The organism is Reichenbachiella sp., from assembly GCF_039944555.1.
In the GTDB taxonomy this organism is placed as follows: domain Bacteria; phylum Bacteroidota; class Bacteroidia; order Cytophagales; family Cyclobacteriaceae; genus Reichenbachiella.
This window is the reverse complement of record NZ_JBDUYN010000016.1, coordinates 80,272-104,398: the sequence shown is the minus strand read 5'-3', so window position 1 is coordinate 104,398 and position 24,127 is coordinate 80,272. Positions and strand designations below refer to the sequence as shown.

Sequence of the window (24,127 nt, the reverse complement as noted above, 5' to 3'; positions counted from 1 at the left end):
AAATTGAAATGAAAATTACACACCTCCTTTTACTTTCCTCATTCTTATTGGCCAGCTGCGTAAAAGATGCAACGGAGAAAAAGCCTAACCTGCTCGTAATATTCCCCGATCAATGGAGAGCACAGGCGATGGGATTTATGGGAGAAGACCCGGTACTCACTCCCAATATTGATAAACTGGCAGGCGAAAGCATTGTCTTTACAGAGGCGGTTGCTAACTACCCCCTGTGCAGCCCTATGAGGGCCATGTTTTTAACAGGAAAGTACCCTTTTCAGAATGGAGTCTACGAAAATTGTATGAGCAATGAAACTGACGCAATCTATGATATTCAGTTGGCACAGGATCAGAAGTGCTGGTCCGATGTATTAAAAGAAAAGGGTTATAGTCAGGGCTATATTGGCAAATGGCATCTGGAAAAGCCGCAAAAACCTTTTTTGGATTGTCTCAACAACAAAGGAAAGAATAAATGGAACGAATGGACGTCTCCTCAAAGACGTCACGGGTTTGATTATTGGTATGCCTACAATACTTATGACTATCACCTGAGACCATTGTATTGGTCCAACGACGCCGGACGTGAGGACTTTCATTATGTTGATCAATGGAGCCCGATTCATGAAGCCGACATGGCCATCAACTATTTGGAAAACAAAAATGGGAAGCTTAGAGATGAATCAAAACCTTTTTCTCTTGTGGTAGCCATGAATCCACCGCATGATGACGGCGAAGGACTGTACGAAGAAGTACCGCAAAAATATATAGACTACTACGGGGCCAAGACTTTCAAGGATTTGGCCGTCAGACCCAATGCACGCCAGGAGGACGGAAGCTATACGGAATGGGCCAAAGGGCATATCAAAAACTACTTTGCCATGATTACCGGAGTGGACGAGCAGATTGGCCGAATTCTTCAATCTTTGAAAAAGCAAGGGCTTGATGAGAATACTATCGTGATGTTGATAGCTGATCATGGAGACCTGTTAGGAAGTCATAATACAAGAGGAAAAGAATTTCACTATGAAGAATCGATGCGCATACCCCTGTTTATCCGATGGCCTGAAAAATTGAAACCGAGGAGCGAAGATTTAATGCTTTCCATACCAGACATTTACCCTACAATTTTGACGCTCATGGGTTTTGAGGATGCGATTCCAAAAGAGGTGACCGGAAGAAATTTTGCTCAGTATTTAATAACTGAAAAGGGTAATACACCCCAATCGCAACTTTATATCAGAGTGAAAGATAGAAGGGAGCCGGACAAGGGTCTTCGTGGAGTCAGGACCCAAAGATACACGCTTGCAATAGATCATGGCAATTACTTTTTCGATGGTGCTGTCCTTCACGACAACATAAGTGACCCCTATCAGATGGAAAATATTGCTACGGAAAAACCTGAAATTGTAGATAGTCTCAAGATTGTATTAAAAGATTGGTTGGAAAAAACAAATGATCCTTTCTCAGGATTACAATAGAAAGTACCTATTCACTATGAAAAAGATGATATCATTTCAATATCTATTTATAATGGGTTGCAGCTTTTTGAGTTTGTGGAGTTGTACAGATCATAAAAAGGTCACATTTGAAACGACAGAAAATAGACTCATTAAACATAGTGCAAGTTTCTACAAACCCACTTTGAGTGCCATAAAACCAACGGGCTGGCTGCACCATTACCTAACCACTCAAAAAAATGGCATTACAGGTCATTTGGATGCTGCAGGTGGATACCCATTCAATTTGCCTACCTGGTCAGATACCGCCAAAGTAGTGGATGATCGTGCACAGTCTACCTGGTGGCCATTCGAACAAACTGGATATTGGATCGAGGGTATGATCCGGACAGGCAGACTATTGGAAGACGAGGATTTGATCCGTAAGGCTAGAAAATACATGGATTACCCAATTGAAAAACCATCAGTAGATGGCTTTATAGGCCCCTCCTTTATGAAAGAAGCTGGCAAGACCAATCGATGGGCGCACGTGGTATACTTCAGAGCTCTAATGACTGAGTATGAAGCCACGCAGAATCCTCAAATTGTAGAAACCGTTTATAATCATCTCAAATATGATTTAGATACCTATCCTTATCGGCATGTTAGGGAGATGGGTATCATAGAATCCATGCTTTGGACCTATGAGCATACCAGAGACGAAAGCTTGCTGAAGAGGGCAGAAGATATCTTCGTCGAAGGAAACAAAATCAACACAAGCAGAAGTTCTTCTGCCCATCAGGTTTTAGACCAAAACCGCCCAATCAATGAGCACGGAGTAACTTTCCTGGAATTCGCACGCTTAGGAGCGATATTGTACATGTACACAGGCAAGTCCAAATATCTTGAAATCACTCAAGCAGCCTATCGCAAAGTAGAAAAACAAGCATTATTGGTGGATGGAGTGAATAGCTCCACAGAACTGCTCAAAGGCAAAGACCCATTGAACAGTCATGAGACCTGTGATATAGTTGAAGTAGCCTATGGCTGGTGTAAAATGCTTCAGGCGACCGGTGACCCTACCTATGCGGATAAAATTGAAAAAGCCGCTTTCAACGCGGGACCCGGGGCAGTCACAGCCGACTACAAGGCCATGCAGTACTTCTCATGTCCCAACCAGGTGATTGCCGGAAACAATTCCAATCACAACGATTACATGAAGGGCAACAGCAGCATGCAGTTTGCGCCAAGTGCATGGATCAAATGTTGTCCTGGTCAGGTATCACGTTCTATGCCGCTCTATGCTTCACAGTTCTGGTATGTCAAAGAGAACCATGTTTTTACAGGAACCTATGGGCCAAATACCTTCAGCGTAACCACAGGCTCTGGCGAAACTGTTCAAATAGACGAGAAAACTAATTACCCATTCGAAGAAAGCATTTTGTTTAAGATCAATACTGAAAAGGACATTCAATTTGCATTAAACCTACGAATTCCTGGTTGGTGTAGCGAACCTACGGTTGAACTAAACGGACGTCGGGTGATAACCTCTGATTTTGGAGGGCAATATGTAAGATTGGATACGCTTTTCAAAAATGGTGATGAGGTTGTACTTCATCTTCCCATGCGGGTGAATATGAGCAAATGGCCCCGAAATACTGGTGCTATCGAATATGGGCCTTTAGTTTTTTCGCTAGGCATAGAAGAAAAACGAGAGATAGATGCTACTTCAGAATGGTCAGTCTCAACAGATTTCCCGGCCCTTAATTTATCTCCAACATCGAATTGGAATTACGCTTTTGCCTTTCGGCAGGACAATTTTCAAGATGTGATTACTGTGAGTAGGACAAGTCAAGAAGTAGGCCAATGGAGCATGGATAAATCTCCCATTTCGATAAAGATTCCGGTGAGAAAAATCAGGAACTGGGAAATAGAAAGGCAAGAGAGGGTACTGCAAGAAGACTATTGGCCAACTCATAAGGCTGACACGGTGGCTTATTGGAATAAAGAGTTTGTGAAATTGGAAGGAGATTTTGCTTTCACCCCGAATATTCCTACCAGGAATTTTCTCATCGAAAATGTCTCTCAAAATATTGATACCATTCAGTTGGTTCCCTATGGCTTCACCAATCTAAGGATGACCATTTTTCCACTATCCCCAATTGATTAGGAGACCTTTTTGATACCTATATAATTTTTAAATCTATGAAAATCGTCTTATCACTTATATTGATAATTAGTAACATTTCTTACGCTCAACTTGCCGATGACTGGATCTTTGAAGCAAACTCACTCGATAAATACCAAGCCCCAACTATGGCCAATGGCATGATTGGCTTACGAGCTTCCAAGAACCCGATGGAAGTCCAGCATACTATCCTTAACGGCGTATTTGACAAATTCGGCACTGACAATGTGCAATGCATCCTGCCAGGAATCAATTTTGCCAACATTGAGCTAAGAACAGAACAATCCGGAAGTAATAAAGTCGACCAAATCACCGATTGGAGCCAGCAACTCAATATGAAAGAAGCTTGGCTCGAGACTAATTTTGTTTTCGGTGGAGACGTTAGCGTGAGTCACAAGATGTATGCCCTTCGCCATCTACCCTATTCAGCTTTGTTTGAAATAGAGCTGGAAGCATTGCGAGAGATAGAAGTGAAAATCATAAACAAACACCAAATTAAAAGTCCTTTAAAGGAAGGAAACGGCCAATTCAAAACTATTAAGAGAGCACACGCACAATTGCCCATTTTGACTTCGAGCGCTCAGTCTTCGACATTTAAGCATACTATTGCCGCATCAAGCGGATTTATTTTAAATGAAGCGCAGGAGGTCCTTTACGATGAGTCGACTAAGAATGAATATCATCAGTACCTCACAATAAAACTCAAAAAAGGCGAGAGATTCTCCTGCTCGCTTGTCGGTAGTATAGTATCAACGGCCGATTTTCAAGATCCTCAAACTGAAGCGGAAAGACAGTGTATTTATGCCATGCTAGAGGGCAAGGACAAATTGGTGCAAAACCACAAAAATGCCTGGAGTAAGCTTTGGGAAACAGACATCGTTATCGACGGAGACGGTGAAAGTCAAAAAGACATCCGATTTGCTTTGTTCAACCTTTATTCATCAGTAAGAAAAGGGAGTACCTATAGTATTCCGCCCATGGGTCTGACTAATCTGGACTACTATGGTCATATTTTTTGGGATGCCGAATTATGGATGTATCCTGGGTTGCTGGCATTAAAACCGGAAATGGCCAAGCCTATGATTGACTATAGGATCAAAACCATCGGTGCCGCAAGAAAGAAAGCACGAACCCATGGATACGACGGAGTGATGTTTCCCTGGGAAGCTGATGATCTTGGGGAAGAATCAACGCCTACCTGGGCGCTCACCGGTCCCTTCGAGCATCACATAACCGCTGTAGTAGGTATTGCCATCTGGAACTATTATGCCGTTACGCAAGACCTTCATTGGCTGAAATCTGAAGGCTACCCGATCTTAAAGGAAATTGCTGACTTTTGGTTAAGCAGAAGTGCAATCGACAAAGAAGGATCCTTCCATATCCTCAATGTGGTGGGCGCTGATGAATACGCTGAAAATGTAGATAACAATGCATTCACTAATGGTGCAGTAATTGCCTCAACCAAGTATGCAATAGAGGCAGCCGGTTTATTGGGCGAACCTATAAATCCAACCTGGAAATCTCTGATCTCAAATCTCGTCATAGAAAAATTCAAAGATGGAACTGTCAAGAACTACAAAGACTACAATGGAGAACAGACCAAACAGGCGGATGTCAACCTCTTGACCTACCCTCTGGGAATTGTCACAGATGAAGAGACCGTGCTAAAGAATCTCAATTATTATCAAAAAGTAGTAGATCTCAGAGGCCCTGCCATGACGCATTCCATATACGCTATTATTTACAGTCGATTAGGCCAAAAGGAAAAGGCATGGGAGTTGTTTCAAAAGGGTTACAAACCTAATCAACGTCCTCCATATGGCGTATTAGCAGAAGGAGCCTACGACAACAATCCTTACTTTATGACGGCTGCAGGAGGTCTCTTGCAAGCCGTTTTGTTCGGCTTTTGTGGAGCAGAAATTACCTCAATGGGAGTCTTCTTCAAGCAACCTCAACTTCCCAAACATTGGAATTCAGTGACTTTAATAGGGTTTGGACCCAAAAAAGAAACAATAACGATTCAAAATCAATAAGTCAGAACCATTCAAAAGATGAAAAATACTCTCATTATTTGCCTCCTTTTAACACTCATTGTGCAAGCCTGTGACCAGCACGGTGGCCCATCATCGTTAGGTCAATCGACTGACAATCAGATAGAGCAAAAAGTGGACTCGATTTTACAGTTGATGACCTTGAAAGAAAAGATCGATCAAATTTCCGGTGTTGGATTTGATACGCGCCCAAACGAACGCCTGGGAATTCCAACTTTGCGTATGACCGACGGCCCTGTAGGTATCCGTTGGGATAAAGCCACCGCCCTGCCTGCTGCCATTTCGCTTGCTTCATCTTGGGATGATTCCCTAATGTACCAGGTGGGTCAGCTATTAGGGAAGGAAGCCAAAGCCAGAGGTCGCAATTTTTTCCTTGGACCTTGTGTCAATATCCATCGTTTTCCGATTGGGGGACGAAACTTCGAGAGCTTCGGAGAAGACCCTTATCTGGCCGGAAGAATTGCCATTCCATATATTCAAGGTGTACAAAGCGAAAATGTACTGGCCTGTGTCAAGCACTTTGCCTGTAACAATCAAGAATGGAATCGAGATGATGTGAATGCAGTTGTAGGCGAGCGAGCTCTACATGAAATATACCTACCAGCCTTTAAAGCGGCCGTTCTGGAGGGTAAGGCCTGGACGGTCATGACTTCATACAATAAAGTAAATGGCAAATGGACTGCAGAAAATGACTACCTGCTCAATGAAGTGTTAAAAAAGAAATGGGGTTTCAAAGGTTTTGTGGTTTCCGATTGGGGAGCTGCACATAGTACAGCAGGGAGTGCCCAGGCAGGGCTCGATTTGGAAATGCCTTTTGGTGAATATTATAATGATTCACTGATCAATAAGGCACTTCAAACCGGAGAGATAAAAGAAGAACTGATTGATGATAAAATAAGAAGACTTCTGCGTGTTAGGTTTGAAGCGGGGATGTTTGGTCCGCAGGAAAAACAAACCGAAGGTATTTTTCATAGCAATTTGCACAAACAGATTGCTTATGAAGCCGCAGTCAACGGAATTGTCCTACTGAAAAATGAGAGTGAGCTGCTGCCCATTGATACAGGAAAGGTTAGAAAAATTGCTGTTATTGGCCCCAATGCCGCCTTTGCACGAATTGGTGGAGGAGGTTCTTCTAAAGTTACACCCCACTATTCTGTGTCTCCAATGGAAGGTCTGAAAAACAAACTGGGAAACTCAGTAGAAATCAGTTATGCTTTAGGTGCTATAATAAAGAACGATGTTCGGATAATTGAAAATTCTTTTTTTGAAAATTACAATGGAAAAAAGGGATTGAAGGCCCAGTATTTTGGAAACATAAATTGCGAAGGTGAACCCAGCTATACGCGGACAGACACCGAAGTCAATTATCTTTGGTACTATGATGCCCCATATTGGGATTTTCATGGAGCAGACGATTCCAACTACTTTTCAGTGCGCTGGACTGGAAAAATAAAAGCCCCTAAGTCAGGCAAATACAAATTTCAAGTGATGCACAATGATGGGGCACGCCTAACCATCAACGGTAATGTGCTTATCAATTTATGGAAAGACAGAAGGAAAAGCGAAATAGACGAAGCTGTGATTTATTTGGAGAAAGGCCAGGTTTATGACATACAATTGGATTATTACAATAACGGGGGTGTTTCTGAAATCAAACTGGGATGGGAAATACCAGATACGGATTTGATCAAGGAAGCTACCGAACTAGCAAAAAAATCCGATTTAGCCATTCTTTGTATCGGCCTATCAGATCATTTTGAAGGCGAGGGCCGAGATCGAGAATTTTTGATATTAGAAAATCAAGATAAACTTATCAAAGAAGTGGTGAAAGCCAACTCCAATACTATTGTGGTTATTATATCCGGAACCCCTCCCATTCTTGAAACCTGGGTGGATGAGGTTCCGGCCATTGTTCAGGCTTGGTTTGCAGGTCAGGAAGGCGGCAATGCCATAGCAGATATATTGCTCGGAAACCGAAACCCATCAGGCAAACTTCCCTGCACTTTCTATAAATCACAGAATGATTCTCCGGGCTTTAGCGATTATCAAAATGACGATCTGCAATCCAAATATGTAGAAGGTATTTATGTTGGCTATCGTTACCTGGACAAGCATAAAATCGAAGCCAGATTTCCTTTTGGACATGGACTTTCTTATTCCAAATTTGTCTATGGCAAGCCTCAATATGCGCTTAATGAAAACAACAAAGCCGAAGTAAAATTTACATTGACAAATACCGGAATATCAGCAGGAGCCGAGGTGGCCCAGTTGTATATAAAACCCTTGAATTCACAGGTCGAAAGACCGGAGAAAGAACTTAAGGCTTATAAAAAGGTGTATCTAAGATCTGGAGAATCAAAAGAAGTCATTTTTGAATTGAATCAGGACGATTTCAAATATTATGATACGAATATCCACGACTGGCAAATAGACAAATCGCAATTCCAACTGTTAATTGGTAGTTCTTCTCAGGATATCAGACAGACCACTACGCCAAAATCACTCTAATAATTCCGTTCCCCGAAACGATTATTCCTTCAATGTCGGTAAGTTGACAACCGTAGGTTCAGTATTATCCCTGTCCTTGGTTTTAACAGATAAAAGAGGGCAAAATACGGTGAAAACCAGATGATTTCCCTTCTTATAATCGTAAATATTACATTTAATAAATATGTACTGATTGGCTCTAAACGTACATTTTGAGGCATTGTAGAGGTGGTGTAAAGGTGTTTTTTTATGACTTTGATCAATAAAAGTCAACATTTGAATAAAGAATAAAAAACGCATTTTAAAATAATCTATTTAAGTATGAAAAAAAGTGTACTCAAAACTTTAGGATCTGTACTGCTGTTACTGATCCTTATTCAGATTGCGTCACCGGTTCAGGCGCAGTCTTCGGTAGTAAAAGGGAGGATAACCTCTTCCGATGAAGGAGAGGGATTGCCCGGAGTTAGCATACTGGAGAAAGGAACCACGAATGGTTCTGTTACAGATCTCGACGGGAATTATTCTCTGAGCGTAAGCAGTGGGGCGACGCTTGTAATCAGCTATATAGGATACCTCACTCAAGAAGTAGCCGTAGGAAGTCAAAGTGAGATTTCTTTAGCCCTAGAGCCGGACATCGAAACGCTCGAAGAAATAGTTGTAATTGGATACGGTACTCAGAAGAAAGCTTCTTTAAGTAGTGCGGTAGCCAGTGTGAATGTAGATAATATTCAAAAGCTTCCCGGAGCCAATGTGGCCAATTTACTTCAAGGCCAGGTACCGGGTGTAAGTGCCAATTTTGCTTCAGGAGCACCAGGAGCCGCACCAGTTGTGCGAGTGAGAGGAGCTGCTACGATTGGTAATAACAATCCGCTGTATGTCATTGATGGTATTCCGGGAGACATTTCCTCGATCAACCCCAATGACATTGAATCGATTAACGTACTGAAAGATGCATCAGCCGCAACGATTTATGGATCAAGAGCATCGAATGGAGTTATTGTGATTACTACTAAAAGAGGTCAGTCAGGAGCTCCGGTAGTATCATTAAACTCATATGTTGGTGTCAGCTCCATTACAAAGAAAGTAGATGTGCTTGATAGAGCAGGGAATAACAGTGTCAGTGCAGCCGCATATGCAGCTGAAGGCATGTCTCCTTTGTCTTATACACAACTAGCTGGCACTACGGACACAGATTGGCAAGATGAAATGTTTAGATCTGGTCTTGAACAGAAATACGACGTGGGCATCTCAGGAGGTAATGAATTTGGTACTTATAACTTTTCTGTAGGTTATTTTGATAAGGAAGGAAACGTGATCGGCTCCGGATTTGAAAGATACAACTTGCGAATGAATTCAGACTTTAAAGTAAGTGATAGAATTACTATAGGTCAGACCATTTCATATGCCAGATCCAGAAGAAATAAAATTGGCGAAGACGAAAGAGAGGACAATTTTGGAAATGCAGGTTTTTCTCCCGTTATGGATATTCTGCAGTCCTTACCTCACAATGCAGTCTATGATCCAACTTCTGCGAATGGGTTTGCTGCTGCGACCGTGGAATCAGGAAATATTGTAGGAAAGACTGAGCTAAGAACTAATGAAAGAACGGTTGATAGATTTCAAGGTAACGTCTATTTAGAAGCTAAGCTTATAGAAGGTCTTAAATTCAGAACCCAGATTGGCCTCAATCATACCAATCAGTTTCAGGTAGATCATTCTCCTACCTATAACTTCGGTCCGCAGGAAGCAAATGAAAGAGCCTGGTTGGAGGAGCAAAATTTCAGAACGTCCAGATGGGTATGGAATAATGTTTTGGACTTTAATCGATCATTTGGAGATCACAATGTATCAGCCTTGCTAGGTGTGGTAGCCGAAGAACAAGAATTTAGATTGACTGGAGCAAGCAACGATGAGTTGCCGTCCAATGACTTGAAGGCATTGGATGATGGAATAGGTAACGCCAACTCCTGGGGAGATAATGTGTCAGAAAGTCTGTTCTCTACTTTTGGACAGTTTAATTACGCTTTCGGGGATAAATACTTGGTTCAAGCAACAATAAGAAGAGATGGTTCTTCAAAATTCGGACCTGCCAATAAGCACGGTGTATTCACTTCTGCATCAGTAGGCTGGAGAATTAGTTCGGAAGATTTCTTCAACGTGGGTCTGATTAGCAATCTAAAGCCAAGATTTAGTATCGGTAAACTCGGTAATCAAAGAATCGGGGACTTTCAGTATATAGCTGACCTGTCAAGTAACCAAAACCAGATCAACTATCCTACTGGAGAAGGAGAGTCTCAGGTAGTAAGCGTGGGAACTATACTTAGGACATTTGCCGATCCTAACATTAAATGGGAAGAGACCAAAACCATGAATATTGGTTTGGACTTGGGTCTTCTGGATGATCAAATTCAAGTCACGTTTGACTACTTTGACTCAGAGACCACTGATATGCTTGTGGGTATTCCTATACCTGCTACTGCGGGTTACAACTTGGTCAACGAAACCAACGGTGGTGCCATGACCAACAAGGGATGGGAAGCTTCCGTGTTGTATAAGAAAGTACAAGGCGAATTCACGTTCGACATAATGGCTAATATTTCTAAAAGCAAAAATGAAATTACCCAGTTGGGATTTGCCGACGAGTCATTCACCAACGGTCAGGTTATCTTTGATACACACCCGACCACGAGAACTGAAGTAGGCAGATCCATTGGTGAGTTCTATATGTACAAAACCGATGGTCTATTTCAAAATCAGGGAGAAATTGACGCACACGGCGTACAGCCTAATGCACAGCCTGGCGATTTGAGGTTTGTAGATGTCAATGATGACGGAGAACTCAATGATGACGACAAAGCCTACGTGGGTAGTGGCTTGCCAGATTTTGAATACGGTATTACATTCAATGCCAGTTACAAGAAGTTCGATTTCAGCCTATTCTTTCAAGGAAGTCAGGGCAACGAAATTTATAACGGAACAAAACTTCTTTTATACAGAAATCAAAATGGCATCAAGAATTTCTCAGCAGACCTGCTAGATGCCTGGACACCATCCAATACGGATACCAGCGTACCGAGAGTGACCATGCTTAATGCCAATAGTAATGACAGACCTTCCGATTACTTCTTGGAAGACGGTTCTTATTTAAGACTGAAGAATATTCAGTTAGGATACAACATTGGAAGTGTGAATAGACTTTTCAGTAGTGCCAGAGTGTATCTGGCCGCAGAAAATGTACTTACTATCACCGGATATGATGGATATGATCCTGGCAACACGGGTTATCAGAACTTCTCAAGAGGTCTTGATGTTGGACTCTATCCGCTATCAAGAAATCTGATTATGGGTGTGCAACTGAAATTCTAATACAGGAAAAATTAAAGAAAAAAATTATGAAAAAGTATATAATAATTTTAACCGTAGCCCTGGCTTCATTTGGATGCGATGATTTCCTTTCTCCTGAAAAGAAACAAGGGCTTTCAGCAGACGCCTTCTGGCAAAATTCGACTCACGCTCGCCAGGCGGTTATAGCAGCTTATTCTGCTTTGCAGGCTCATGATGGCTCTAAATGGACATTTTTTGAGCAAATGTATATCGCAGCCACATGGAAGTCTGATGGTATTTTAAATGCACCGACACATTATGGACAGACCATCGCCAATTTCACAAATGGTTCCGATGAACCCACTTTTTCGGCATTTTGGAAGTCGAATTATACCGGGATTGCCTATGCAAATCAGCTCATTGAAAACATACCAGACGTCGCAGACATGGATGACGCTGAAAAAGCTGAAATAGTTGCCGAGGCCAAGTTTTTGAGAGCAATCTTTCATTTCAATTTACTTGTTGCATTTGAAAACATACCCTTGATAACGAGTACTCAGAAGAGCAGCGATGAATTTTTGGTTACACAAGCTACTCCATCAGCAGTTTGGACGCAGATCGAACAAGATTTGTCTGATGCCAAGGCAGGTATGCCTGCTTCACGTTCTGGAGAAGATGTAGGACGAGCAACTAGTTGGACAGCTTCCGCTTATCTAGGTAAAGCCTTCTTGTTTCAGGAGAAATTTCCTGAGGCCGTTACCGAATTAACTGATGTAGTGAATAATGGACCATATGATCTTTTACCAAATTATGCCGATAATTTTAATGGTCTTGGAGAAAATGGTGTCGAGTCAGTTTTCGAAATCCAGTGGAGTGCAGACAGAGCTAATAACAACGACGAGAGGCACCCGTTCAATTTTGAGGTGACCCCTGGCGCGCTAGGCGGATGGGAATTGTTTTACCCTTCAGATTGGCTGATGACTGAAATGCAGGCTGACTTAACTGCAGGTAGTACATTCAGCGACAGAGTATATTCTTCGGTTTTCTTCAACGATCCAAGTTCTGAAATGCTGGACGTATATTCAGGAGTATCTACGCCATATGCAACTGTACAGGCAGATTTGTCACATCCTAAGTTCTTCAAGAAATATACTGGCGAATTTGACAAGACCTACTATAACGGTATCAATGTTCACATGATGCGATTTGCTGACGTTTTATTGATGCAAGCCGAAGCCATGAACGAAGCGAGCGCAACGAATACGGATGCAGCCATTGCTATTGTCAATAGGGTTCGATCTAGGTCTAATGCAGCAGATATAGCTCTTGGATCTATGACCCAGGCACAATTGCGACAACAAATCAGGCATCACGAACGTCCGGTAGAACTTGCTATGGAATATACCATCCGAACGTTTGACCTTTATAGATGGGCCAACGGAACCGCAGCTCCAGAGCCAATTAGTACGGTCATGGCGGCACACAGCAAACCGTTTGCCGACAACTTTGTAGATGGCAAGCACGATGTATTCCCAATCCCATTAGAGGAAATGAATAAAAATGAAAGTCTTAATCAAAATGATGGGTATTAAAGATTAAAGATTAGTTGAATAATGATAAGAGCAAGGGGAAGTTTTCCCTTGCTCTTTCTAATTTAATGGGATTAATAATAGCAGTATGAGAACGAGTTTAATTTTGGTGATAAGTTTAATGTTGGTTTCCTGCGATAAGCAGAAACAACAGGAGTCCGGACCCACCCCAAAACGCTCAATGTTCACTCAGCTCGCTGGCAACCAGATCGGGCTTTCTTTCAAAAATATCATTCCCGAAAGTGAACGAATGAACAGCTGGACCTATGAATACTACTACAATGGCGGTGGAGTATCCGTCGGAGATGTGAATCTGGATGGCCTGCCTGATATTTATCTGACCGGTAATGTTACTCCAAACAAGCTATATCTCAATTTGGGCGATCTCAAGTTTAAGGACATCACTGATGCTGCCGGACTCAAGGATACCCCAAGCTGGACTACGGGCACTGCAATGATCGACATCAACAACGATGGAATATTGGACATTTACGTCTGTCGCTCCGGTAAACTGTCTGAGGATCAAAGAAGAAACCTTTTCTATGTTTCGACAGGAATGAATAATGGCATTCCTCAATACACAAACATGGCCAGTTCACTAGGTCTCGATGACGCGTCATATTCTACACAGGCAGCTTTTTTCGATTTTGACAAAGACGGAGATTTAGACATTTACCTGCTCAACCACAACGTAGAGGTAAAGCCATATTTCGAGGTTGAGAAACTAAAGAAAAAGAGAGATCCGTTCGTGGGCGATAAATTATACCGAAATGATGGCGCTACCTTCAAGGACGTGAGTGCTACGGCTGGTATTTTAGGTAATGAAATTGGTTATGGTTTGGGTGTATCCATTGGAGATCTCAACGAAGATGGATGGCCGGATATCTATGTAGCCAACGATTATTCCGAACATGATTATTTATATCTCAATAATCAGAATGGCACATTTTCAGAACGGTCAAGCCAAATGCTCAAACACCTGTCATATTATGCTATGGGTACAGATATTGCCGATATCAACAATGATGGACTGCTAGATATCATGACTTTGGATATGGTCGCCGAGGACAACTATGGTATCAAAACCAGCATGAGCGGTATGGACCCGGAGCGCTTTGAGGCTCACCTGGCCAACGGACTACAGCATCAGTATATGTATAATACCTTGCAGCTCAACCGCGGCAATAATCAATTTAGCGAAATTGGCCAGCTAGCAGGAGTTCATAGCACCGATTGGAGTTGGGCTCCTTTGCTATTGGATATCGACCTGGATGGTGAAAAAGATCTTTTCGTCACCAATGGTTTGAAAAGAGACTTTAGAAATAATGACTATCGCAATTACAAAATAAAGCGATTAGAAGCAGTTGAAGGTGATGAAAACGTAAACCGTGCGTCTCTTATTAGAGAATTGGTCAATATGACTCCGCAAAAGAAAATCGTAAACTATGTTTTTCAAAATCAAGGAAATCTGCAATTCGCTAACCGTCAAGAGGAATGGGGTATTAAAGCATCAACCTATTCAAACGGATTGGCCTATGGAGATTTTGACCAAGATGGAGATCTTGATTTGATTGTCAACAACATTGACCAGGAGCCAACAGTCTATAAAAACAATGCCACCGAGTTGACCTCGTATAGCCACCTAAAAATCCAATTTAAAGGCAGCGAAAACAACAGGGATGGAATTGGTGCCAAAGTTACAGTTTGGACTAATAGTTCAACCCAAGTACAAGAACATTACTTGACCCGCGGCTACCAATCCTCGGTCGACAAAGGGATGGTGTTTGGTCTTGGACAGCATAAGGACATTGACTCTCTAGAAATTGTTTGGTCTGACGGAAGAATAGAGCACTTGAGATCAATTAGTGGCAATCAGACCATAATATTAGATTACTCCAATGCCTCAAGCTTAAAACCAAAGACAGATGACAGCTTCCCCATTACCGATTTGACTAAGGTCTACAAGTTGCAATATCAACATCAGGAAACTTCTTTTGATGATTTTGAGAGAGAGAGTTTGCTGCCACATAAGATGTCAGAGCTTGGTCCGGGACTAGCCGTGGCCGACGTAAATGATGACGGGTTAGAGGATATTTTTGTAGGAGGTGCCAAAGGGTTTTCCGGGCAGTTGCTTCTCCAAAATAGAAATAAGTCATTCGAGTTATCTTCTTCAGATCCTTGGAGAAAATACAAAAATAGTGAGGACGTATCTGCTATTTTCTTTGATGCAAACAGCGACGGTCGGCAAGATCTTTATGTCGTGAGTGGAAGCAACGAAGACGAAGAAGGTTCGTCAAACTTGAAAGATCATCTATACCTCAATGAGAACGGTAGGTTTGTGGATGCAAGCAACCTACTCCCTGATATCAGCATAAGTGGTTTTGCTGTGGCGGCATCAGACTACGATCAGGATGGGGATATGGATTTGTTTGTTGGAGGACGACAGATACCGGGTCAATACCCTATGCCTGCAAACAGTTATATCTTGAATAACCAAGAAGGTAAATTCATAAATGTGTCCGATCAAATTGCCCCTGAATTGAATAACCTGGGAATGGTAACAGACGCTATCTGGACAGACTACAACAGAGATGGTTTTATCGACTTGCTTATCGTCGGTGAATGGATGCCACTTACTGCTTTCGAGAATCAAGGAAGCAAGTTTGTCAAGCAAGTAATAAGCGGAACTCAAAATTCAACGGGTTGGTGGTATAGTATAGCAGCATCGGATTTTGACCACGATGGTGATATCGATTTTGTTCTAGGGAATAACGGGTTAAACTATAAATACAAGGCTTCTGTGCCCGAACCTTTTTCCATCTATGCCTCGGATTTTGATCAAAATGGATCAACCGATATCGTCTTGGGTTACTACAACAATAGCAGTCAGTATCCACTGCGTGGCCGAGAATGCTCGAGTAATCAAATGCCATTTATAAAAGAAAAATTTCCCACATATCATGATTTTGGTAGTGCTTCACTAGAAGATGTTTATGAAAAGACGAGACTTGAAAATGCCCTGCAATACCATGCCAGGACTTTTGCAACCTCCTATGTAGAAAACAAAGGAATAGAAGGCTTCGAATTTTCTGAGTTACCAATCTGGGCTCAGCTGTCTTCTGTCAACAAAATTTTAATCAGAGATGTAAATAAAGATGGTCATGCGGATTTAGTAATGGCTGGCAATTTGTATCAATCAGAAGTGGAAACACCTCGGAATGATGCCAGTCTTGGAGCCATCATGCTCAACAATGGGAAAGGCGATTTCGAATACCTACATCACCTTGGTCTTAATAGTGATGTAAAAGACCTGGAAAGCATAATGCTGTCAGAAGGGCAGCAAGCAATTGTCGCCACCACCAACAATGGAACCATTAGATTGATTACAATCCAATAAGACCTCTCTTATTTATTCATTTCAGTATTTTTACTTAATCATCAGATTAGCAAGCATTTGAGAATTTTATATTGTACCCCGTTGATTTGGCTCATGCTGATGAGCAATAGTTTGATCTTTGCTCAGAATTCCATGTGGGACAGGCCTGTGACCTACGCTCGAGCCTTGATTGATAGTTTGGAAGCTAAACTTCCGGTCATGTCGAAGGAAGAGAAATTGAAAAATCTAAACCTGCTGGCCGAATCGTACTGGGAGATTAGTGCTGATAAAAGTGTTTTATATGGCATGGAGGCCTTGGCCCTAGCCGAGGAACTCAACCAGCCAAAGGAAGAAGGATATGCACTTCTCAACATTTGTCAGGGTTATCTAGTCAATGACGCCTACGATCAGGCGCTGGACTACGGTTTGAAATCGCTTAAAGTAAGGGAAGAAGTTGGTGATATGTATGATATAGCATACACACTAAGAACTATCGGCTGGCTATATTATGATATTGGCTATTTTGATAATGCTTTGGAGTATCATTATAAAGTACTCGACATTCATAAAGAGCTTGGAGACGATGAACGTATCGCTTATAGTTTCAATAGCCTGGGACTGATATATGCAAGCAAAAATGACCATGTAAAGGCCATATCCTTTTCCACGCAATCACTCCGTCTCAAAAAACCCTTCGGCAATAAAGAAAGAATCGCCAGCTCGCACATCAATTTGGGTATTAGCTATGCAGCCCTTGGTGAGCTCGACCTGGCTGAGCAAAATTTAGAAAAGGCACTCACATTAATAAGCCCTTTTCAGGAATATTTCGAACGCGTCGAGTTGCTCAACGAACTGGCTTACGTCCAATTCCAGCGCAAGAATTTTAAATTGGGCGAAAAGTATTTGATAGAGGCCAGACAGTACATTGATTCGGTCAATGTCAATAAAGTACTGAAAGAAAGAAATTACTACCTCTCTTCAGAACTGTACAAAGCGATGGGAGACTACAGACAGGCACTTGATTTCTTCGGTGCTTATGATTCGATCAAGAGGGATATATTGTCTGATGAAAAACAGAATCGTCTCGCTGAAATGAGAATATTATATGAGGCCGAAAGAAGAGAAAATGAAGTAAAACTTCTAAAGAAAGAAAAAGAGGTACAGGAGCAACGGAAAAATGCCCTACTGGTAGGTATTATTCTTGTTATTATCATTGCCATACTGATTGTGAACCGACTGGTCAGTGGAATGAAAAAGAATAAAAAGATATTCGAAATCAACAAGAATCTGATTCAATTAAAACTAGAAAAGGAGGAGATCGAGTCGACCAGACTAAAGGACCGATTGGAATATAGGAAGAAGGAATTGACTAACATGGGTCTCTTCATTGCTCAACGAAATGAAACCTATCATGGATTGGCTAATTCGTTGAGAAATTTTGACTTTCTGGACAGAGAAGACGCTGAAAGAAAAATCAAGACGCTGATCAATGACTTTGAAAACCGGCTGAAGATCAATGAAGATATTGATGGGTTTTATTCTGATGTAGAACATCTGCACGATGATTTTTTCTTCCGGTTGAAGGAAAAGTTTCCAAATCTGACAGACAATGATATGCGGATGGCGGCTCAGTTACGTCTCAATCTGAGTTCGAAAGAAATCTCCTCACTCAATAATATTTCGGTCAAGTCAGTAGAAATTAGCCGCTATAGGCTAAGGAAAAAGCTGGAACTGGCACCCGACGACATACTTACGGACTATCTACGCGAAGTGTAGAGGTCATGTAGAGCCAGAATAAGGCGTTCAAGATCGCTCAATAAGTATTTTTGATATTCAACAAAACACAACGTGTTGAATATTTTTAAACATACCCCACTCACTGCCCTAATCTTTATTTGGGTAGCATTGTCGAATTGTGCCACTGAGAATCTCAATTTTATCGGAGAGATTGTGGCCACTTCAGATAGTAGCAATGAACTCAGAATGCATATTGATTTTGAGATCGATCAGAAGTCTTCGGCATATGTGTCGTACTGGACAGAAACAAACCCGGATAAGATATTTCACTCCCAGTTATCTCAGTCAGATAGATCACATCATTTAACTCTAGTGGGCCTGAAGGGAGGTACCACCTATCAGTACCAGGTTTCAGTGTCAAATGTGAACACAAGCATACAAAGTGAAGTAGAAAAATTTACTACCAGCAAATTTCCAATCAATGTACTTCATTTGCGATGGGAACCAGAGGAAAGAACGGGTCTTTCTGGTTACATCCTTTCACAACGCCGATTGGTCAACGGTGTAATATTTATGATCGATGATGATGGGGATGTAGTCTGGTACCAGCAAATCCCCAAACAACCTAAGTTGTCGCATTGGACGGCTCGTCATACCATCCTGGTCCTCTATGGTGCCGCCACACATCGCAACAGCTCAGGAGACCATATAGTAGAATATGACCTGTATGGCAATGAAAGATTCCACCTAAACCTTAGCGAATTAGATATTCCATTGGAAGCTCATCATGAAGTTAGATTCGACGAAAATGACAACCTGCTTACACTCGTGTATCAGCACAAAACATTTGATCTCTCTTCTATCGGCGGCAAGCAAGATCAATCGGTAATGGGAGATAAAATTGTCCGCATGGACACAGCGGGCAATGTTTTATGGGAATGGTCGGTTTTCGATTATACAAACCCTTTGAAAGATTCTACCATCCTCAGAACTGCAGAAGATTGGAGTCACTCCAATAGCCTCTCAATTGATTCAGATGGAAATTATCTCGTTTCGTTCCGAAACTTCAATCAAGTGTGGAAAGTAGACTCCAAGAGTGGAAAGGTACTTTGGAAACTTGGAAAGGGCGGAGATATAGAAATGGAACCTTCAGCACAGTTTTCAGGCCAGCATGCCTTTCATGTCAATCCAGAGGGTGATTATATGGTTTTTGACAATGGACGTCAAAACCGGCAAACACGAATACTTACTTATCAGATCGACGAAGCAAACAAAAAGGCAACCGTGGGTCTCAAGCTGCAATTGCCAGAAAACTTGTACAGCGATAGAATGGGTAATGCCTATCTGATGGACAATGATAATATGCTCGTTTGTGCACCCCGAACCAACTCACTTGTGATCATGAACCAAAAAGGAGAAATTCTTGGTAAGGCACACGTAGGTATTCCGGACCCTTATCGAGCCGAATTTGTTCGCTCACTTTATCCCCTGGATCATGTCAGAGACTAATGAAGGAGATAAAATATCGATGTTCTATCTGTTCAGAACATTTCTTAAGATAGGATCGCTGTCGTTTGGCGGATTTATGGCCCTGATAGCTGTAGTGCAAAGGCAAATGGTAGAAAAAGATCGAAAATTAGACGATCAGGTACTACTAGATGGTGTGAGCCTGGCATCCATATTACCCGGACCACTTGCTGTAAATACCGTAGGGTATGTTGGCTATCAGCTTCGAGGATTTTGGGGCGCCTTGCTCTCTATGCTAGCTGTGACGTTACCCTGTTTTTTGATTGTCCTATTGTTTTCCATGGCCTATTTCGAATATGGAGAATTGACCTTATTCAAAAGTGTAATTACCTGGGTTATTCCTGCTATTGTAGTCATCATTGTCACTGTTGGTATTTCCATGTCAAAAAAACATTTACAAGATTGGAAGCAATATTTGATAACCTTGGCTTCATTTATAGCCTTTCAGTGGCTAGGAGGGATCTGGACCACATTTAGCGTCATGCTGCTGGGCGCGGGCCTTGGCTTAGCCTTTTACAAAACTTCTGAACAAGGCGGAATCTCAAAATCATCAGAAAGCTCGTCGCTTAATCTGGTTAAGAACATGGCTGTACTCGTCTTGCTGATTACCGTAGGCGTTTTAAGTATTTACCTTTTTCAGACAAAGGAAATGGGGCTAATTAGCACCAAAGTACTTGCCGTCTTCTCGAGTATGAGCCTGACCCTATTTGGAGGTGGTTATGTGATTATTCCCATCATTCAGGAAACCATCGTGGCCAGTTTGGGCTGGTTGAGCCTCGAAGAATTTAATACCGCGCTTGCAATCAGCCAGGTGACACCAGGACCGATTCTGATCAGTGCCACTTTTATTGGCTATAAAGTCGCCGGAATTCCGGGTGCTTGCTTGGCCACGGTGGGCATATTTCTTCCTTCCGGTTTGCTGATGGTGAGCTGTAGCCAATTACTAAACAAGTACAAAAATTTAGCTTCCGTTAAAGCGATATTTAGAGGATTGAGGCCAGCCGTCATCGGTTTGATCTTTTCAGCAGCCCTTACTATCGGTTATGAAAGTTTACTCAAGTGGCAGTCAGCTGTCGCATTCGGCCTCTTATTGACTATATCTATATTTTTTAGAACTACAACCTTGTGGGTGATAGCAATAGCTATCGCACTGGGGTCAGTTGGAACATTAATATGAAACACAGAAAATACACACCCATTCAAATCATAGGAACTCAGCGTTCCGGTTCCAATTTGTTGCGCCTTATGCTCAATGAGTTGGATGACGTTAGCGCACCACATCCACCCCATATTTTGAAGACCTTCGTCCCCCTTCTTTCGAGGTATGAAGATATAAGCGCAGACGTAAATTTCCAACAGTTGATTTCAGATGTTTGCCAGCTGATCCAAACCAATCCCGTAGTTTGGGAAAAAATCGAGCTCGACGAGGAACGCATTTACCAACAATGTGAAAACCGCACATTAGTTGAGGTGTTTCGAGTGGTATATGAGCTCATGGCAGAGGCCAATGGAGCCACACATTGGTGTTGCAAAAGTATGGGCAATGTAAAATTTACCGACGAGTTGGAATCTAGTGGCATGCAACCGATGTACATACGTTTGGTACGTGATGGAAGAGATGTTGCCGCCTCCTTCAAAAAAGTTGCAGTCGGAGAGAAGCATGTCTATCATCTGGCACATTATTGGAAAAACTTACAGAGCTTGTCAAAAAAACTGGTTGACAGCGTGGGACACTCACGGGCGATTACCATCAGTTATGAAGAGCTGATTCGTGAACCGGAGCAGACTATGAAAGGAATTTGCGACTTCTTGCAATTGCCATACACATCGAAAGTTTTGAACTATTTCGATTCCGTCGAATCACTACATACGGCAGAATCAGGATTCATGTGGCAAAATGTAAAAAAACCAATCTTGAGTAACAATTCTGAAAAGTATAGGAAAATACTGTCAAAGGAAGAGATCGAAATATTCGAAGCTGTTGCCGCTGATGTGCTGGAAGAAAACGGATATACTTTGTCAACCGGAATCAAGAAAAGACAGTTCTCGACAGAAGAGATAGATGTATTTGACAAAGAGAACATTCAGATGAAGCAGGAGACCTTAAAACAAGCACATCTGAGAATTGATTTATCCAAAAGACACAAACAAGAAATTTTCATTAATTCCATTAAAAATCGAAAGCTCATTCATACACCTGTGCTCCTGTGACGTTTTTTGGGCAAAAAATGCGCATTTGTAGTGGCCGTGTAGGAGTGAATTATTTAACATTTCAAGGCTGACAAGATACATTTGAGCATAAAATTATTGGATTTAGTATCCTATTGACTATCGATCATATTAAACCGACATCTAAAATAAATTACTGCTTCGGAGGACCGATGTGGCCGTTGAAAATGAATACAAACAGATGAAAATTACAGCCATACTTCAACTTTTATTAGTTGGTCTTTTACACCAGTCTTGCCAACAAGATCGTCATGAATTGACTTCAGGATTGATTAGCGGGTTTCCAAATACACTTGATCTTTCTGGCATACCCGAAAAGTCAAAGGATCGTTCTGTCTATAGTTTTTCGGATCTTGGCGCATGGCATAGTTATTCCTTGAGTCCACAGCCGTCCGGAGGTTTTGTCGGACCTTTTTTGATGACAGACGACAATGGAATTTGGGCATCGCAGCAGCTGATAACTTTGAACCTTTCGATAAATGATCAGCCGTTAGATTGGGGCTCAGCTCAGATGCTGGAGAGCATTTATTTACCTGGCCAGTTGGTGCAATCCTATCAATTGGATAGTCTGATCATTACCCAGCGGTTAATTTTTGTTTCCAAGCGTTCTACTTTGGTTCAGTTTGAAATTGTTAGCCTAAATAAACAGCCTAAAGTGAATGCCTTTTTTCAAGGAAAAACATGGTTGACGGATTGGAAATTTAGCAATCAGAATGGCGGTCTACGATTAAATTCTAGTGAGAGTCAAACCCAGGTAATTATTACTTTTCCTGAAGATTTTGAAGGTAGTATCGACCAGGGTACATTTTCATCAGAGAAAGAAACCTTCAACCTTAATTCGAATTTTCCAGTAAAACTCTGTTACGTACAATCAGCTTATTTCACCAAGGAGGAAAAGAATGAAGATCGGGAAATAGTTGAACAAGCCCTTTCAAATCCCAAATGGAGTCTGGAAAAAAACAACAGCAGGTGGACAGATTACATTGAAAAAACGCTAACCCAAATCGATGGTCAACAAATTGATTCTGTCTATAGTTTTCTGGCCATCAAATCACTCAATACACTCACCAACAACTGGCGAAGCGCCGCCGGAGAGCTAAAACATGATGGTTTGTTTCCCTCATATGCTTATGGAGGATTTCACGGTTTCTGGGCATGGGATTCATGGAAACATGCCGTGGGCTTAGCAGATATCATTCCAGAACTGGCCAAGGATCAGATTCTGACCATGTATGATTATCAGGATATCGATGGCATGATCGCAGACTGCATTTTCCGTGATACATTAATCGAAAAACACAACTGGCGCGACACCAAACCACCTCTTTCTGGCTGGGCAATTGCTAAAGTGTTCGAAGCCACAGGCGATACCGCATTCGTAAGAGACCTTTATCCAAAGCTTGAAAAATACCATCAGTGGTGGTACAAATATCGTGACAACGACGGCAATGGCTTGTGCGAATATGGCTCCACAGATGGCACCAGAGTAGCTGCGGCCTGGGAGAGCGGCATGGACAATGCAGTCCGGTTCGATGAAGCAACTATGATGACCAATGACGGAGGAGGATATTCTCTCAATCAGGAATCGGTTGATCTCAATGCATATCTCCAAGTAGAGAAAATCTATTTGGCTCAGTTAGCAAAAGTTCTTGGTAAAAAGAATGAAGATCAGAAATACACCAAAGAAGCAGAACATTTGGCCGGTCTCATCCGGGATAAATTTTATTTCGAAAATGAAGGGTACTTTTTTGATGTCATGCTCGATGGAAAAATGATTGATGTCTATGGTCCAGAAGGGTGGATACCGCTATGGGCAGGGTTAGCCACTGAAGAGCAGGCTCAGAACTTAGTGGAGAAGATCATGGATGAGTCCAAATTTAATACGCTTGTACCATTACCGACATTGGACGCTTCCCACACCAAGTTTAATCCGAAAAACGGCTATTGGAGGGGACCCGTGTGGTTGGATCAAGTGTACTTCGCTATTCGCGGACTGGAGAAATATGGCTATCAGACTGAAGCAGATTTGCTTAAAAATAAACTGATCCAAAACGCAGAAGGTCTTTTGACTGATATACCGATTAGAGAAAATTATCATCCAATAACCGGACAAGGACTAAACGCCAAGCACTTCAGTTGGTCGGCAGCTCATCTGCTTATGTTGATACGAGAATAATTTGGAATGAAGA

12 protein-coding genes are annotated in these 24,127 nt (G+C 41.9%); all 12 read left to right on the top strand.

Annotation, left to right across the window (positions count from 1 at the left end; genetic code table 11):
• The first annotated feature begins 8 nt into the window (after positions 1–8).
• The 12 genes from ABJD64_RS22810 (at position 9) to ABJD64_RS22755 (ending at position 24,114) form a co-directional block, all read left to right on the top strand.
• The gene (locus tag ABJD64_RS22810; protein WP_348181166.1) at positions 9–1,472 is read left to right on the top strand and encodes a sulfatase; all 1,464 of its coding nucleotides are present in this window, start codon (positions 9–11) and stop codon (positions 1,470–1,472) included.
• A gap of 16 nt (positions 1,473–1,488) precedes the next feature.
• Positions 1,489–3,600: a beta-L-arabinofuranosidase domain-containing protein gene (locus ABJD64_RS22805; RefSeq protein WP_348181165.1), complete on the top strand. Its 2,112-nt coding sequence runs from the start codon at positions 1,489–1,491 to the stop codon at positions 3,598–3,600.
• A 35-nt stretch (positions 3,601–3,635) separates the two neighbouring features.
• Positions 3,636–5,651, top strand: coding sequence for a glycoside hydrolase family 65 protein (locus ABJD64_RS22800; protein ID WP_348181164.1), 2,016 nt, complete (start codon positions 3,636–3,638; stop codon positions 5,649–5,651).
• An 18-nt stretch (positions 5,652–5,669) separates the two neighbouring features.
• The gene (locus tag ABJD64_RS22795) at positions 5,670–8,177 is read left to right on the top strand and encodes a glycoside hydrolase family 3 C-terminal domain-containing protein (RefSeq protein WP_348181163.1); all 2,508 of its coding nucleotides are present in this window, start codon (positions 5,670–5,672) and stop codon (positions 8,175–8,177) included.
• 300 nt (positions 8,178–8,477) lie between these two features.
• The gene (locus tag ABJD64_RS22790; protein ID WP_348181162.1) at positions 8,478–11,522 is read left to right on the top strand and encodes a TonB-dependent receptor; all 3,045 of its coding nucleotides are present in this window, start codon (positions 8,478–8,480) and stop codon (positions 11,520–11,522) included.
• Between the two features lie 26 nt (positions 11,523–11,548).
• On the top strand, positions 11,549–13,072 hold the full coding sequence (locus tag ABJD64_RS22785; protein WP_348181161.1) for a RagB/SusD family nutrient uptake outer membrane protein: 1,524 nt from the start codon (positions 11,549–11,551) through the stop codon (positions 13,070–13,072).
• An 85-nt stretch (positions 13,073–13,157) separates the two neighbouring features.
• Positions 13,158–16,466: a VCBS repeat-containing protein gene (locus ABJD64_RS22780; protein ID WP_348181160.1), complete on the top strand. Its 3,309-nt coding sequence runs from the start codon at positions 13,158–13,160 to the stop codon at positions 16,464–16,466.
• A 99-nt stretch (positions 16,467–16,565) separates the two neighbouring features.
• The gene (locus ABJD64_RS22775; protein ID WP_348195313.1) at positions 16,566–18,221 is read left to right on the top strand and encodes a tetratricopeptide repeat protein; all 1,656 of its coding nucleotides are present in this window, start codon (positions 16,566–16,568) and stop codon (positions 18,219–18,221) included.
• Between the two features lie 75 nt (positions 18,222–18,296).
• Complete coding sequence (locus tag ABJD64_RS22770; protein ID WP_348181158.1) at positions 18,297–19,691, top strand: aryl-sulfate sulfotransferase; 1,395 nt, start codon at positions 18,297–18,299, stop codon at positions 19,689–19,691.
• Positions 19,678–20,886 carry a chromate efflux transporter gene (gene chrA, locus ABJD64_RS22765; protein ID WP_348181157.1) on the top strand — a complete coding sequence of 403 codons (1,209 nt, stop codon included), beginning with the start codon at positions 19,678–19,680 and terminating at the stop codon, positions 20,884–20,886. The genes ABJD64_RS22770 and chrA overlap by 14 nt, the downstream gene beginning before the upstream one ends.
• On the top strand, positions 20,883–21,920 hold the full coding sequence (locus ABJD64_RS22760) for a sulfotransferase (protein WP_348181156.1): 1,038 nt from the start codon (positions 20,883–20,885) through the stop codon (positions 21,918–21,920). Before chrA ends, ABJD64_RS22760 begins: the two co-directional genes overlap by 4 nt.
• 199 nt (positions 21,921–22,119) lie before the next feature.
• Positions 22,120–24,114, top strand: a complete 1,995-nt coding sequence (locus ABJD64_RS22755; RefSeq protein ID WP_348181155.1) for a trehalase family glycosidase — start codon at positions 22,120–22,122, stop codon at positions 24,112–24,114.
• Positions 24,115–24,127 lie beyond the last annotated feature (13 nt).